Origin of the sequence: Olivibacter sp. LS-1, from assembly GCF_008245145.1 — a bacterium.
Taxonomy (GTDB): domain Bacteria; phylum Bacteroidota; class Bacteroidia; order Sphingobacteriales; family Sphingobacteriaceae; genus Olivibacter; species Olivibacter oleidegradans.
In genome coordinates this window covers 3,184,970-3,201,184 of sequence record NZ_CP041643.1, presented here as the reverse complement: position 1 = coordinate 3,201,184, position 16,215 = coordinate 3,184,970, and the positions used below count along the sequence as shown (strand labels likewise).

The window sequence follows — 16,215 nt, the reverse complement described above, 5'->3', positions numbered from 1 at the left end:
GACATTTATCTGATCTGGTTATTAGGAGGCATTTTTTTAAAAATCCAATAACGCTGCAATGTGTAGTTAAAACCAATCGACACTAAGATATCTACTAACACCCGGCTCATCCTATAATCAATTTGCCCAATCTCGGTAACCAAAAAGGTGCCGGATGATTTCAACAGAATACTTCCACCTACCATCGAAGCAAACTTTAACAGTTGGATAAGTATTCCCTCATTTCTTGCCCTTGTTTCTTTTCCACTAAATGTCCAGTTTCGGTTGACTGTAAAATTAACAAGAGCGCCTATTATCCCACCAATAACAATCGAAATAGTATAATGTATGTACAATAATTCCGTACATAAAATCATCGCTCCATAATCGACCAAACCACCTAAAAAAGCCGAAAACTGAGCCTTAGCAAAGGTACAGAGACTACTTTTCCTTAACATTAGGGGAAGTGCTTTTTACCGCCCGTTCTGCTATATCACGGGTATCACCCAAACGCAGTAATTTTCTGGTATCAACGAGGTTAACAATAAATAAAATGACAACCACGAGAGCCGAAAACACGTTAACAGCTCCTGCATACAACACTTCCAAAAGAAAGATTAGGCTAATAATTCCTCTAATTTCCGTGGGCCCAACGGTACCTGCATCGATGGTATATTTATCCGTAATTTTATAGCGCAGTTGTGTTATAATCATCGCCCACCCATATAAGGCTACGAAAAAATAGGATAAAAGCTCATAGCCTTCTCCTAAATAAATAATAAAACCAAGCCCCATAATAACGGTATTGATCCAATCCATTATAATATCCAACGAGAATCCATACCATTTTCTCGGAATGTTACGATAATAAGCAATTCGGCCATCGAGTGAATCTCCAAACCAATTGACGAACAAACCGAGAACTCCTAATAAAAGATAAGAACGATCGAGGTAACTTGCAAGTACAAAACCTCCCAAAACCATTACCCCTCCAAGGAACCCAATACCAGTCAGTATATTAGGTGTTATAAAATTCGGGATCTTCGTAACTAAATAAGAGATCGCACGTTGCTCAACACTTCTTAGAAGGTTAGTACGCTTTCTATCTTTAAAAAGACTCGCTTTTTTTCGATTTTCTTCTTGCACCTGATCATGCTTTTTTCCAAGCATGTCATCAGTCGTTTTATTTCCTTTCATAAGTTCATATCAATCACACAATGCTCAAAAGCATTCATGAACGGCTGTTTTTAACAGTTGCAGGAAGTCGCTTAGCTATTTCGCCTTTTTTCTTTTTTCAAAATTAGAACCGAAAATGAAATCCCATAACGGAGAACTTACGCCATATCCTTTGTCGGCATCCTGGTAATGGTGCAGCATGTGGTGCTGTTTTATTCGTTTCATAATGCCGCTTTTGAAATTATAATGATGCATGGCATAGTGACCAATATCATAAAAAAGATATCCGACAATAAACCCGGGAAAAAACGCAGCCATCTGAATATTACTAAAGAACAACGTAAACAAGTAATATAGGGCCAAAGCAAGCGGAATACTAACGGATGGTGGCATTACCAATCTTAATTTATCCATCGGATAGTCATGATGCACACCATGAAAGATGAAATGCAGCCGTTCCATGATTTTTCCCTTAGGGGGCAAATGAAAAACGAAGCGGTGCATTACATACTCTGTAAATGTCCAAACAAATAGGCCGATAGCAAAATATCCTAAGTAAAATCCAATAGATACATTATAAGTCGCAAATGCTTTCCAAGAGAAATAAACAATAACCGGCACAAATAATATCAAAGGCACCGTAAAATGCACCTTTGTTAGCGGTTCAAGCAAGTTGCTCTTAAACATCCTTACTGATTCCTGCGAGTTAGAAACATAATTCTTTGCCATGATAATTCGCTTGATAATATAACTTATCGGTTCGTGTAAGAGCCGACAAGAATAGACAAAAATAAACAAAAAAGCGTCGTAAAACGATTAAAAATCAAATTTAACCCGCGCTCGTATACCCCATTCGGAAACATTTGGGTTTTCCAAATATGTAAATCTTCTAATTAAATCGACTCGAACCAATTTAAAGATATTAGCGATGCCGACACTTCCTTCAATATAAGGTTTACTTCCTAAGGTATACGTAATAGGTAAGCCGTTTTCATCCATTGAAAATTTATACACTGAATTGTTATAGTTCGGATTGTTTTCATTTCTTAAACCGCCCCACAACCCTTTAAAGCTGACTACCTCGCGCCACTTCAAGCGCTTAAGTAACGGAATCTTATTGAAAATAAAACCATTAAGATAATACTGTACATTAACAGCCGCATAATGATCACTCACAAACTCAAGGAAATTCATTAAGTTATAAGAATTCAATTGGTACGCATACGTCTGATTCGCCCGATGAATAGCTAAGAGCGGAAAAGGAATGTTCTCACCAAAAATATATCCACCTTCCAATGTGACATCAGAATAACCAAATTGCGATAAATAAACTCGTTTAAAGATATTGGCACTAAAGTTATGATAGTCATTAGTACTATTGAAAACGTTCTTTAAGCCCATATTATATCGCAGTGTGAATATTGGATATTTATTGAATATAGGGATACGATAAACCTTACCTTGATAGAATTGTTCGTTTGGAGCATAACGAAGCTCGACATTTACTTCCGATGATGTCAGTTCATTCACATTAACTAGATTGCCATTAGCATCTTCGCGCTGATAAATCAACACGCCCGCGGGGCGTTGACGCCAATGTGTAAAGCCGACTTTATAGGAAAATCTGCTTGGCAGCTCATGTACATATTCGAACTTTGCAATATCATTATAAAGCCATCTATTATTATCACCCCGTTTGAATGAGAGTAAGAAATTGTCTTCCTGGACAAATTGCAACTCCTGTCCCGGAATTTTGGTATCGTGTTGATAGCTCGCTTTGAAATAATGTAATGGAAAGGAATATACCGACTTGTTATTAAGTGAGTAAGTGGCACTCAAAAAATATTTCCATTTTTTATCCCGGAAACCGTAAGCGCCGTAAGTTTCAAAGAACATCCTTTTACTAAGATCCGTGGTAGTCCGACCGCCCAAGCGTAAACGGAACCCTTCCACCGGATTAAAGCTATAAAAGGTGCTTGCCGGTCCCATTTCAAACTTACCAAATGACTTATACCCTGCTAATAGCACGGTTCCCCAATCCATAATACGCCGAAACGACTTAATCGTTTGAAGGGTATCCACATTCTTGTATATACCGACTTCACGTAATTCAAGAGGCATATGGCGTACGCCTTTCCAATACTCTTCTGTAGTTTTCACCTCCGGATTATAGGCAATTTCTTCATCCGGGCCTTTGTAAATACTATCCGGTTGTGACTGCCCGATTAAATATTTTTGAAAAGATACAGTTCGCTCCCCTAATATACCACCTCCTTTATCTCCCAAAGCGAATTCCATTGTAAGTGTGCTTTTACTTAAATGATACCGACCGTCAGGATTTTTGCTATATTCAAGTTTTGCCTGTAAATCCCGCATAAAGTTTAGATTGATATCTTTATTTACCGTCAGGTAGGCATTCTGTACGGCATAATTACCATCTAACGTGATAAATAATTTCCCTTCAAACAACATATCTGCTTTATTGCGGGGCACGAAACTCAACTCGACTAACCATGGCTTTTCCGTTTTTACAGTATCGCTGATAAAGAACTTATAAAAAGTAGGGGAATTATTTGCGATAGGACTCAAAAACAAATTGGTTGTGATAGAAATATCGTTATCGTAAATATTGATATCCTCGTACAATCGATGCAGATAATTACTTACCCCATCATTATCAATAAAATGTGGGTCGAACTCTGCTTTCTTATCGGCAAGAATATACCGCTTTTTCTTATAAGGATTTTTACGGAAATAAATGTTTGACAATTTCTCTTCCATATAAGCAGGAAGCACGTTTTTCCCCCCAATGGCGTTAGAATCTTGCTCTGCGAATAAAAATTGATAATTTCTAAATATACGTTTTTCTTTAAATTTATCAGACAGATTACTTAATGCCATTGATAGTTTGCTGTATTCCTCAAATTGAACGAAATCATAATTTTCCATTTGATTCTCCTTCTTATGAGCGATTACCTGTCTTATCAGTTCAACTGCCGGATTATTTTTATTTCTATACCTACCTTTCTTGCCGGTAACAACCACTTCATTTAGCATTCTGGCATCCACTTTCATCTGGACATTTACGACTTGGTCCTCTCCTGGTTTAATATCTTTCTCTACCGTAACGTATCCTATATACGCAAATCTAAGTTTCGAATAATTACCGTCTATCTTGATACTAAAATGGCCTTCATCGTCAGCTGAAGTTCCAATCGTGGTTCCAGGTATTAAAATACTTACATAAGGAAGTGTTTCTTTTGTTGCAGCATCAGTTATCACACCGCGTACGATAGTCGTTTGCGCATGAACCTGCCAGCCAAGTAACACGAAAAAAAACAATAAACAAAAACGGGTATATTTTTTGTGGATCTTTGCGATATTTACTTTCACTTCTTAATTCAATTAGTTTAGATGTGTAACACCTAATTTACACTGCAAAATAAAGGATTTCATTTAAGACTATTGTGGTCAAAAAGTCAAAAATTGGAGCCTTCACAACAGAGATTCACTTATTTAACAAGAAAATAAAATACTATTTCTACATCTCTGTAAATCAGAACAAGCTTATGCAGAAAGATAAATTACCATCAAAGATGATAAAAGAATCAACGCTAAATTACTTTTTCAAATAAGCGATATCGCTTGTATTGTTGACCGTTTATTTGCTCAATAGCATGATTCATTAGGTAATTGTCTTCCAACATCCAGGAACATTCGGCGTACTCAACTTTCGTACCTTCGGCGTTCTTGATTAATGTTCCGTATAGGCAAGCTTCAATACCCATTTTGCGATAGCCGTCGATAACACCCAGTAATAATACACGTACACCTGTTACCTTTTTCAGCCCAAATAATAATTTAAAAATTCCTGTGGGAAAAAGCCGGCCACGTTTTATCTTAATCAATATTTGGTTGATATCCGGAATGCCTAGCGCAAATCCTACCATTTTATCTCCCTGCTCCGCAATAATGCAATATTTGGGGTCTAGAATTAATGACAAATCTTTTGCTAAAAAGTTGAACTCTTCATCAGTCATAGGCACAAAGCCGAGGTTCTTATCCCAAGCACTATTATAAAGCGCTTTAATCTTAGGAATTTCTCGCTTCAGATTTTTCTTGTCAATCTGTCTGATCTTTATATCGCTTCTTTTCAATCGGTTTTCCAACGCACCCAGCAATCGCACAGATCGGTCGTTCAAATTATTCCGAATAACAAGATAAGCTAATAAGTCCGTAAACTTTTTCAAGCCAGATGCCAGTAATAACTTTTCGTAGTATGACTTATTATAAGGCATCATAGCCACCGGTGGTCGATCAAACCCTTGCACCAAAAGTCCACAAGAGTCGTTGGTTGATAAGTTTATCGGCCCAATTAACCGGTTAGCTCCCTTTTCTTTAAGCCAAGCGATACTGTGTGATAACAGGGTGTCTACAACAACCTGATCATCTATGGCATCAAAAAAACCAAAGAAGCCATCATTCGCTTGTGTAAAGGCGTTATGATTTGTATTATAAATGGCAGCAATCCGCCCTACAATTCGCTCACCTTCGTAAGCCAAGAACAATTGGATAAATGAATGATCATGAAATGGGTGTTTCCCCGGCGTGAGCATGTCACGCTGGGCGATAAACAGTTCCGGCACATAGTTCTTGTCATTCTTGTATAAATCGTGAGGAAAATCTATAAAGGATTTTAATTGACTCTTGGACGAAACGTTAACTACCTTCATGTAAAATAAATGCTATACCTATCTTTTTGGTTTTATGCTATTTTAACGAACTCGCTGGTTAAAGTCTCACGATATGCCTTTGTTAACTTGCTAACTGCCTCATCGATTTGGTTGAAGGTATGTGAAGCCATCAAGGAAAATCGAATCAAAGAGTCTTGTGAAGCCACGGCAGGAGATACTACAGGATTAACAAAAACACCTGCTTCCTGCAATTTTTTCGTTATTAAGAATGTAGCATCATTGTCACGAATGTAAACCGGTAGAATGGGACTTTCTGTTTTCCCCAAGTCAAACCCGTTTTCCAACAATTGTCTTTTGGCATATTCGGTATTTTTCCAAAGGTTCTCAATATGTTCGGGTTCGGATTGAATGATTTCAAGAGCTGCTAAAACACTGGCTGCTGACGCTGGTGTCATACTAGCACTAAACATTAAGGACCGTGCTCGATGCTTCAAATACTCTATCGTGTTCGCATCACTTGCTAAAAAACCACCTAATGACGCTAGCGACTTACTGAAAGTTCCCATAATGACATCGACATCATCTGTCAGGCCAAAATGCGAAGCCGTTCCGGCGCCCGCTTCACCGATTACGCCTAAACCATGTGCATCATCTACCATTACTGCTGCATCGAATTCTTTTGCAATGGAAATCAATTCGGGAAGCTTGACGAAATCGCCCTCCATACTAAACACACCGTCAACAGCAATTAATTTAACAGCCTCTTCAGGTAATTGGCTTAATTTATTGCGTAAATCGGACATGTTATTATGTTTATACTTAATAACTTTAGAGAATGATAAACGGCTTCCATCTATAATAGAGGCATGATTACAATCATCTAAAATCAAATAATCGTTTCTTCCGGTTAAACACGAAAGAGCGCCAAGATTAGCCTGAAATCCAGTACTAAATAAAACAGCCCCTTCTTTACCTACGTAAGCAGCAAGTTTCGCTTCTAATTCCTCATGAATATCAAGCGTTCCGTTCAAAAAACGTGAGCCGGCACAGCCCGTGCCATATTTTGCGGTAGCCTTTTGAGCAGCTTCAATAATTTTTGGGTGGTTGGTTAATCCCAAATAAGAATTTGAGCCAAACATGAGTACTTTCTTCCCGTTGATGACGACTTCCGTGTCCTGTCCAGACTCGATCGGTCTGAAATAAGGATAGAGGCCTTTCTCTTTTATCACCGCCGCATCTTTAAAATCTGCTATACGCTTGTCAAAATTTCTGCTCATTTAATTGAAAATTTAAAACCCGAGGGTTCATCTACTTTTTAACACAGTTATATTATATGTATATTTTGCAGGTTATTCCCAATCGATTTAATTACCTGCATAAATCGATCATGCTCCGGGCTCTTCAAGCTATTGAACAAAACTTTTTCAAGATTCACTATTTTGTCTTTGATAAGTCTTGCCAAAGCACGCCCCTTGGGTGTAAGCATGACGCAATTTTTTCTTTTATCAGCTACATCTGTAGTTACTCGGACCAAATCTTCCTTTTCTAAATTGGAAATAGTCCGAAGTACCGACGATTTATCTCTCCCGATCTCATCTGCAATTTGCTGCTGCGGAAGCCCCTCCTCCGGTATACTAAACAAAACAGGCAGCTGTTCTATCCTCACTTCGATTCCTTGAGCTGACAAATATTGATTGGCTTTGTTTCGCAACAACTTACTCAGGTTATCGAGGTGGAATATGGCTAAATCATCATTATTTTTCACCTGATTCATCTATTATAAAAATCGTTTGTATGTCAACTAATAACGCCACAAATATCAATTCAATATTAAATTTAAAAAAGGTACATATGTCGCCAAAATTGGTCATTTTTTCTGTATAAAATCTGCTCTCATCTCAATCTTAAAGATGAAATTTATTTAAAAATCCTGCCTATTTTTAGGTTAAACCAACATTTTACAGCTATTCTTCATACAGCAACACGTCTAAAATTCTGTATTTTATTTCGCTGTAAGATTAGGTTATGTACATTGTTTTGTTAATATAAAATTAACAAAATCTTCGAAACTGCATAAAAATTTATTTTATATCAACGAAATATTCCTTAAACGTTAATATAATACACACTATTATTCGCTTATTTTCAACCAATTACAGACCAAAGCAATATAAAAGACTAAGATAAAGAGTATAGAGATAGGAAAAAGTTATCAACAAAAATAATCGTTGCGTTACCAACAAATTTGACATTAACATGAGTATTCTACATTAAGCGATCGTCTTCCTGTAGCTTGTTGGATTGACACCTGTGTACCTTTTAAAATATTTTCCGAAAAAAGACATATCACTGAAATTCAGAAAATCAGCTACTTCTATGACAGTTAGAGAGGGTATGCTCAATAAGCTCTTCGCTTCCATGATTACCATTTCCGCGATAATAGCGCTGGCAGTTTTGCCCGAAACATCTTTAGTAACTTCCGATAGGTACTTGGGTGTTATAAAAAGCTTTTTTGCATAAAAATCAACACTTCGTTCTTCCTTAAAGTTATCGGCTACCAACTTGGTAAAGCGAAGCATAATGTCTTCCTTTCGTGACACCTTTCGGTTCTTCTCTCTTATGTATTTCCTGTACAAAAAAGCATACTCATACATAAAGGTTAAAAAACTGTGCTTCACGACGGCATCGTTCATATTCGCATCTTCCGCATGATTGCGCAATAACATAACTTCAATTAAGTTATTTAGGATTTTGATCTCATGTAATGCCAGGTTATATAAGGGCATACCTGAAACGGATAGGTCGTATACATCCTGATGGAACTCTCTAATATTTGCATTAACCAAAAAAGACGATTTATACAGAATAGCATAAAATTTGCAGTCATCACTAATAGAAATCAACCGTTTGATCATATTGGGAGCAAATGCCAACAGATTGTTTTTTTCCAATCGAAAGTGCTGCAAGTTCAAATTAATATCTATAGATCCTTCATGGACCATTAATACAGCAAAGAAATCAGACTTAAAAGGATTAAAAATATCATAAGGCTTAAACTCCTTTGAACTTAACAGGCGTTTATTGATATGAAAAACAATAAATTCTCTAGAATCATCTTCAGAAAGATGGTGCGAAGTGATCTGAGGTGATTTCTTTTTCATATATACAGCGTAAGTTAGGCATCTCGTCTTTTCCGAAAAAAACTACAACAACAAGCTGCGGGTAACTTTTCTATCGAACGTTATCCAACCGGGATAATTTATTGTTTTATTCCCAATAGCAATAGTTGGTTTTAATTTTATGGTTAACACGCTTTCTTGCTTGGCATTTTTCCCTGAAATGAAATCTGATATTTCCTGCAATACCGATCCGTTGGAAAGCAAGCCATAAACATTGGCATCAATTAAAACCGGAACCTCCACTGATTCACCGGGTTTCACTTTTATTTGTTGATTAACCAGTCCGGTAGCTAATTCTTTGTCCTTCATAAGGAGTTGATATTGAAACTGATTAATCCCGGCTAAATTAGTGGTAGGATTAGTGATTTTCAAATGCAATATTCCCTTCAAAGGTATTTCTTTCCGTAACATACCCATCGCCACGCCGCCCATACTGCGGGTATCAATATTTCCCGACTGAAGCATTTTAACTATATCTGCACCTGCCAGAAAGACACTATCTACGCTTTTCACTTCATATTTACATTTTTCCAAAGCCTTAATTTGCTTGGCCTGTTGATTAATACCACATGAAACGAATATTGGAAGCAGTATCGCTAAAAATAACTTGTTCATTATAAAATTTCTTGTGTCACCTAACAGCAAAAGTAAGTTATTGGGATGACAATTAAGGTTAATATTTGTTAAACGGGATCGTAGAAAGACTTAAAGGGCTAATCTAAATAGGCTCCTTGCCTCACCAGCAAAGCTCTGTACTTATTAAAAATAGCAGATTTAGAAACAAATCCCATATAACGATCATTATCATCCAAGACAGGTAGGATCCAAATATCCTCCCGGTCCATTTTCCTCATAACATCATACATATTGGCGTTCATTCTTACCACATCTAGAGGAGCTTGAGCCAGCTCTTTCATCGTTTTATCCGTTACCTCCTCTCCCATCAGGATGCTAAATAAGCGTTCGCTGTATATGACGCCCAGTAATTTCCGATTTTCATCTACTACAGGAAAAATATTTCTTTTGGTATGAATGATATCTGACCGCCGATCTACCGGTTTTTCATCGGGATGTAATACAGTGAAGTTCGTTTCCAAGACATAGCGTAGTTTCATCATTCTCAAAACCGTTTTATCTTTATCTTCATGAGAAAGCCAATCACCGTGTATGGCTAAATTTTTTGTATAGATCGAATACTTAACTGTGGCACGATTAATAAAATAAGAAATAGCCGATACAATCATAAGAGGTACCATTAATGTATAGCCTCCCGTTATTTCAGCGATCAAGAAGATAGCCGTCAACGGTGCATGCATAATGCCACTTAAGGCGGCGGCCATACCGGCAACAATAAAATTGGCCTCTGTAAGATAAGTTAACCCCGTAAGATTGATACCGTGGGCAAAAACAAAACCCAGAAGTCCTCCCATAACCAAACTAGGTCCAAAAGTTCCGCCATTTCCTCCACTATTTAGCGTAATAAGTGTACCGAAAGATTTAGCAAAAACAGTTATAAGACTATAAACAATTACCATCCAGCCCACATGCTTATAATCAGAAAAGATACTGTTGGCCAGCAATGAATTGGCTTTACCAAGTAAAAGCTGCTGAATGGCGATGTATCCTTCTCCATATAAAGCGGGGAAGACAAATATTAACACCCCTAAACTAAGTCCTCCCAACCAAACTTTATGATAGGGATTCTTTACAGCGGAGAACCAAGTTTTAACCCAACCATCAACTTTGGTAAAATAAATGGAAAACAATCCAACCAGCCCGCCTAAAACTACATAAAAAAATAAGGCAGGCAGAACCCACTCATCGGATACCAAGTAAAATAATGGCTCACTATATAACACTCTCGATACTACCGATGCTGTTGCGGCAGCCATAAGTAAGGGGATAAAGGCGGGAATTGAAAACTCAGGCAATAGAATTTCTATTGCGAACACCATACCTGCAACAGGACTGTTAAAAGCCCCGGCTATACCTGCTGCAGCACCGCAGGCCAACAACATCGTTACTTCACGATAATTAAGTCCAAAAAACCGTGCAACATTGGATCCAATGGCCGAACCACTATAAGCAATAGGAGCCTCCAATCCTGCCGATCCGCCAAATCCCACGGTAAGAGCAGATGTGATGATTTGAGAGTACACATTATGGTTTTCAATCCGACTCGATTTTCTGGAAATGGCATACAGGATCGGTGTAATGCCATGCTCAAATTTTCCTCTACGAATAAAGCGACGAACGTAAATAACGGTTAGTAATATCCCAATGAGGGGGAAAAACAGGTATAGATAGTATTTATATTCCGACTGTACATCATTCTGTAGAAATGCAGCAATTCCGTGAGTGAGCGCTTTCAAACCAGAGGCGGCTAAACCACCAATTAGGCCGACAACGACCGCTAAAATCACCAAAAAATTCCGATTGGAAATTTTTTGAATACGCCATTGGTTGATTTTGTAAATAATACCCTTCCTTGCTTCCAAAATACTACTTTGTTTTTATTACTCTAATATAGTCAATGAATGCACTTCTTTTATGTATTCTTTTAACATTAGCAGCGTCATTGCTTGGCACAATAAGTTTTAGCGGCTGTTCTCCTTTATTTAACCTGGCAATCACTTTATTGCTAAAACCCCAATCAGACCGCTCTCCACCTCCCCTTTGGGGGAAAACCACCCCTCCTAACGACTGTTTTACACTCTCCAGACTTGCTAGCGCACACGCTTCACCTGTTCCTATGTCTCCATTTCCATTCGCATAACGAAAGTCAATAGCGTAAAGGCCGGTATCCGCAACATTAACGATAAAGGTTAACGAATCGTTTGCAGGGAGCGCCAAATCGATGAAGCCTTTACCCGAATATCCCTTTACCTTTTTTTCTTTTGATATTTTTCCAAAACTTTCTATTTCAATTATTTGTGCTGCTTCAGGTGAATATACGGTATAGGGAGCGCTTGCAAATGATTCAACACCTGCGGAATCGACTGCGATTATTTGATATTCTGCAAACTCGTTTTGGTTGATGTTAATCTCGTTTTGATCAATTAATGTTTGTACTCTTCCGTTTTTGAGCACTTTATAATTGACAGCATCTTCAACGATACGCCATTTTAGCTTACCGTTATCATAACGAAGGGCAGGCATATCTATTGCAAAGTAATTGGGTGTTGTATGAATTTTTCCCTGCGGTATTTGATTGTCTCCCAATACAATTGTTAGCTTATGTTTTCCTTTGATATTTCCTGGAAGAAAGGCTTCTTTTAATTCATCGTCATCAAGTTTGATAGACGTAATGACATTACCGTAACCACTTAATGTAATATCTAAGCTTGCATTCCGATATTTAAATCCTGTTAGCTTTCTTTCTCCCCGTAGCTTTTTAGGTATATACGGACGTAATCGAAGTCCGTCGGGTTCAAATTGAAATCCGAAGAAGACTTGATAGATCAATCCCAGATTTCCCGCTAGACTACTTAAGGCTCCGTCCTCGTTGGCTAAAGTCGGTTCATAATTCCCGTTATCAGCTCTGAAGTTTGCCTTATTCGTAAGATACATCGCTGCCGCTCTATATATAGCCGCTAAACTGGCTAAGGCGGATTGTTCATTGTATACCTTCGCAGCAGCCATAGCGACATAACTTTGTACAAATGGCCAAATAGCATTATTCTGATAAGTTGGGATAAAAGTTGTCTGCGGATAAATGCAAGCTGCCCCAAATGGCAGAATAGGCATATTTTCCACCAGGACTTTCTGTCGTTCAACATCAGCAACATTGAATAAAATAGCCAAGGCATTCCCTAATGCATCCGATCGTTCCGAAGGGAGTTTGTTTACGCTGCCATACAGGTATTGTGCATAACGCGATTTATCATCTATCCAAAGGTGCCTATTTATATTGGTTTTTAAGCTGTCCGCCCAAATTTTATATTTACTACCCTCTTTGTTTTTCGACATCTGTCTAGCCATAGCAGAAAGACTACTTAAAGCGCCGTAGTGTATTGCATTCGTGCTTATGGCCATAGACTCATAAATATCGGTCGGTTGCATCCATTTCGGATAACTCTGCTCGCGCTGGTTTAAAAAACTAGACTCGCCGTGCATAAGTCCGCTATTGGCGTCGAAAACCAACAAACGGTCTTCTTCAACGATATTTTTTGCAATTCGATAGCAATTTTTCAACCAGCTTATATCACCGGTGACTTTGTAAACTTCCCAAGCCGCAATTACCCACAAAGCTCGGTCTGTTGAAATAGGGTATGCACCGCCCGTTCCCTCACTTTGTGCTAACTGCCCATCATGAATCTGTTGCATTAAATTCTTCTTTGCCAGTTCCGGTGCAATTGCTGCCAATGAAAGAATGATGCTATAATTAACATGATTCCAATTATTTGTGCTCCCCTTCTTTTTCAGTTGCAAAGTGCTATCTCCTTGCACTTTCTCCAGAAGCTCTTCTATCGCCATATTATGGAGCGCATCTAACAGTGGGTAAGGCGATGAGTAAATCGGAAATGAGCTGATATCTCGAGTTAATTTCCAAGTATTCTGATTACTTTTTCTATTAGAGTGGTTAAAGGTCAAAGTGATTTCATAGATATGATCTCCGTCATGGTCTTTCATTTCCAATTCAGGATGATTGACCAAATTATCAAAATCCCATAGAAGAGGTTTGATATTGCCAGCAACATAAACGCGGTTGAAATCTTCTTCATAAATTTTTAGCCCGTTAAAATTTGTATAAAATCCCTCTTTTTCAAATGCTGCAAAAATTTCCGTTAGGTCGAGCTTGATTTTCACTTTTGTCCCCGGAGCAAGGTAGGTTCGTGGAGGTATACTCGTTTCATCCTTATAGGGTTTACCAAATTTAACTGAAACAATCTTCTCTCCTGTTTCTTCAGGTAGAACAACAACGGAATGATAAATCCCCGAAGGAAGCTCATTATCTTTTCCGTTTATACTAAACTTAAAATTTATGCGCGGACTAAGCGTATCGTAGTACAGGCTTTTGTAGTTACTTACCAGTTCTGTCGGAGATATCGCCTTCGCTTCAAACGAACCCTGGACAACTCGATCTCCATACAGTGCAAAAGCCTCCGATTGGAAAATTTCGTTTTTATTGAAATTTTTACCACATGATAGTAAGGCAGATACGGTGGCAACAATAAAGGTAAGATACTTAGATCTTCTATTCATTTTATTATAATAGCTTGATTACCCAAGAGATGATGGCTCTAACGAAGAATGCCAGCGTAGGTAAGCAGATCTCAAAAATTTGCTGCAAACCTAAGTAAAATTCATGTACAATCAAACCCATCAAAATTTGTTAACTTTGTTTAGCATTGATTTCAATGTAGCGTTGAATAGCATTATTGAGACTAGCAAGCGCTCGTATTGAAAATCTGCTCTACAAATCAAAGAGCTTCTATCAATACAAGTCCTTATAAAAAAAGTTTTAAGAATATTCGATTACAGTACCTTACTTATGTTTAATATAAGCTCGGATTTCATCTACCTTGACTATTGCGCAACCACACCGGTTGACCCCTCTGTCCTACAGTTAATGCTGCCTTATTTCAGTGAAACCTACGGGAATGCCTCCAGCATATATCATCGCCTAGGAAGAAGATCTGCCGAAGCGGTTGAAATTGCCCGAGAACAGGTTGCAAAGCTGATCCACGCATCTCCTAAAGAAATCGTTTTCACATCGGGCGCTACGGAAGCAATTAATCAGGCGCTTAAGGGAATCTTATATTATTATCAACACATTGGTAAGCATATTATTACATGTTCCACGGAACATCCTGCCGTTTTAGATACCTGTACTTTTTTAAGCAATCAAGGTGCCGAAATTACGAAGTTGAAAACCGATCATCTTGGTAACATTTCAATAGATGAGCTGCATCAAGCCATAAGACGAGATACGATCTTAATATGCCTAATGTTTGCAAACAATGAAACAGGCGTAATTCACCCGATAGAACAGATTGGTACCATTGCAAGAAAACATAACATTCTATTTTTTTGCGACGCCACGCAAGCAGTGGGCAAAGTGCCGGTTAACGTTGTGGATCAAGGTATAGATATGTTGGCACTAAGTGCACACAAAATCTACGGCCCTAAAGGGGTCGGGGCTTTGTATATTAAGCGGCGAAATAACCCGATCCAAGTAGGGGCTCTTCTCCAGGGCGGAAAGCAGGAGAACAATCTCCGTGCGGGCACCTTAAATGTTCCAGGCATCGTTGGATTGGGTGCCGCAGCCGAAATGGCAGACCGCACCCAAAGAGAGGAATCTGAAAAATTAAAACAACTTCGGGATTACTTGGAAACTTCCTTGCTTACACTACCGGAAACATCAATAAATGGTGATAGCTTGAACCGGTTGCCCCATGTCTCTAATATCTGCTTTCGCTATATAAAAGGCACCGAAATCATGGCGCAACTACCGCAGCTCGCATTGTCGGCAGGCGCCGCTTGTGCCAGCGGAAGTAGAGAACCTTCTCATGTACTCCTGTCCATGGGACTGAAGAAAGAAGAAGCGGAAAGTGCTCTCCGTTTCAGCTTGGGAAGATTCACAACAAAACAACAGATCGATTATACGATCGACTCTGTACGAAGCACTGTAAGCAAATTGAGAACTGCTTCGCCGATTTGGAATATGCATGAAGCAGGTTTAATATAAGAAAATATATTATCAATTAGACTGAAAAGCTCTCACCACAAGCACAGGTGCGCGAGGCATTCGGATTAATAAAATTAAAACCTTTACCTGTTAACCCATCGCTATAGTCCAACTTTGTACCGGCCAGATAAAGAAAAGACTTAATATCCAATACAATTTTAACGCCCTTATCCTCGAAAGCTTGATCGCCCGTGCGTTCCTCATTATCAAAATCAAGCTTATAGGTAAGTCCTGAACAACCACCACTTTCCACAGCAACCCGCACAAAATATGATGCATCATACTTTTCCTCACGAAGAATCTCATTGATCCTATCTTTTGCCTTATCTGTAACAGTTATCATATCATTAAAATAAATATTTCATCAAATATCGCGAATCCCCCATAAAATAAAAAACCGATTGCCCAAGGCGAACGGAAAATGACAGGGATTAGACATCAGCTAAGCCTTTGTTAATAAACTAATACGATCATCGGCAATGTAAAATAATGGTGA

The 16,215-nt window shown here is 38.4% G+C and carries 13 protein-coding genes; 1 reads left to right on the top strand and 12 read right to left on the bottom strand.

The features are described 5' to 3' along the window. Nucleotides 1-5 precede the first annotated feature (5 nt). The 11 genes from FKG96_RS12965 to FKG96_RS12915 form a co-directional block, all read right to left on the bottom strand. Nucleotides 6-437, bottom strand: coding sequence for a GtrA family protein (locus FKG96_RS12965; protein ID WP_130857364.1), 432 nt, complete (start codon nt 435-437; stop codon nt 6-8). Further along, complete coding sequence (locus tag FKG96_RS12960) at nt 421-1,176, bottom strand: CDP-alcohol phosphatidyltransferase family protein (protein ID WP_341273590.1); 756 nt, start codon at nt 1,174-1,176, stop codon at nt 421-423. Before FKG96_RS12960 ends, FKG96_RS12965 begins: the two co-directional genes overlap by 17 nt. Before the next feature lie 75 nt (nt 1,177-1,251). After that, the gene (locus FKG96_RS12955) at nt 1,252-1,884 is read right to left on the bottom strand and encodes a sterol desaturase family protein (RefSeq protein ID WP_013666295.1); all 633 of its coding nucleotides are present in this window, start codon (nt 1,882-1,884) and stop codon (nt 1,252-1,254) included. A gap of 87 nt (nt 1,885-1,971) precedes the next feature. Then, nucleotides 1,972-4,548 (bottom strand): DUF5686 and carboxypeptidase-like regulatory domain-containing protein, encoded by a 2,577-nt coding sequence (locus tag FKG96_RS12950; RefSeq protein ID WP_130857363.1) that lies wholly within the window; start codon nt 4,546-4,548, stop codon nt 1,972-1,974. Nucleotides 4,549-4,769: 221 nt separating this feature from the next. Continuing rightward, complete coding sequence (locus tag FKG96_RS12945) at nt 4,770-5,888, bottom strand: hypothetical protein (protein WP_130857362.1); 1,119 nt, start codon at nt 5,886-5,888, stop codon at nt 4,770-4,772. Nucleotides 5,889-5,920: 32 nt separating this feature from the next. Beyond that, complete coding sequence (locus FKG96_RS12940) at nt 5,921-7,126, bottom strand: pyridoxal phosphate-dependent aminotransferase family protein (RefSeq protein WP_013666292.1); 1,206 nt, start codon at nt 7,124-7,126, stop codon at nt 5,921-5,923. 47 nt (nt 7,127-7,173) lie between these two features. Continuing rightward, entirely contained in the window at nt 7,174-7,623 is a 450-nt protein-coding gene (locus tag FKG96_RS12935) for a MarR family winged helix-turn-helix transcriptional regulator (protein WP_013666291.1), read from the bottom strand. Between the two features lie 496 nt (nt 7,624-8,119). Then, on the bottom strand, nt 8,120-9,010 hold the full coding sequence (locus tag FKG96_RS12930; RefSeq protein WP_013666290.1) for a helix-turn-helix domain-containing protein: 891 nt from the start codon (nt 9,008-9,010) through the stop codon (nt 8,120-8,122). Between the two features lie 42 nt (nt 9,011-9,052). After that, entirely contained in the window at nt 9,053-9,643 is a 591-nt protein-coding gene (locus FKG96_RS12925) for an LEA type 2 family protein (protein ID WP_242627319.1), read from the bottom strand. Between the two features lie 98 nt (nt 9,644-9,741). Further along, entirely contained in the window at nt 9,742-11,526 is a 1,785-nt protein-coding gene (locus FKG96_RS12920) for a chloride channel protein (RefSeq protein WP_013666288.1), read from the bottom strand. 4 nt (nt 11,527-11,530) lie between these two features. Continuing rightward, a complete protein-coding gene (locus FKG96_RS12915) occupies nt 11,531-14,233 on the bottom strand; it encodes a family 78 glycoside hydrolase catalytic domain (RefSeq protein ID WP_130857359.1) in 2,703 nt (900 codons plus the stop codon). A gap of 289 nt (nt 14,234-14,522) precedes the next feature. Here FKG96_RS12915 and FKG96_RS12910 point away from each other — a divergent pair, with 289 nt between their 5' ends. After that, complete coding sequence (locus tag FKG96_RS12910) at nt 14,523-15,719, top strand: cysteine desulfurase family protein (protein ID WP_130857358.1); 1,197 nt, start codon at nt 14,523-14,525, stop codon at nt 15,717-15,719. 16 nt (nt 15,720-15,735) lie between these two features. Here the strand turns inward: FKG96_RS12910 and FKG96_RS12905 are convergent, their stop codons facing one another. Then, nucleotides 15,736-16,062 carry an iron-sulfur cluster assembly accessory protein gene (locus FKG96_RS12905; RefSeq protein ID WP_013666284.1) on the bottom strand — a complete coding sequence of 109 codons (327 nt, stop codon included), beginning with the start codon at nt 16,060-16,062 and terminating at the stop codon, nt 15,736-15,738. Nucleotides 16,063-16,215: the final 153 nt, after the last annotated feature.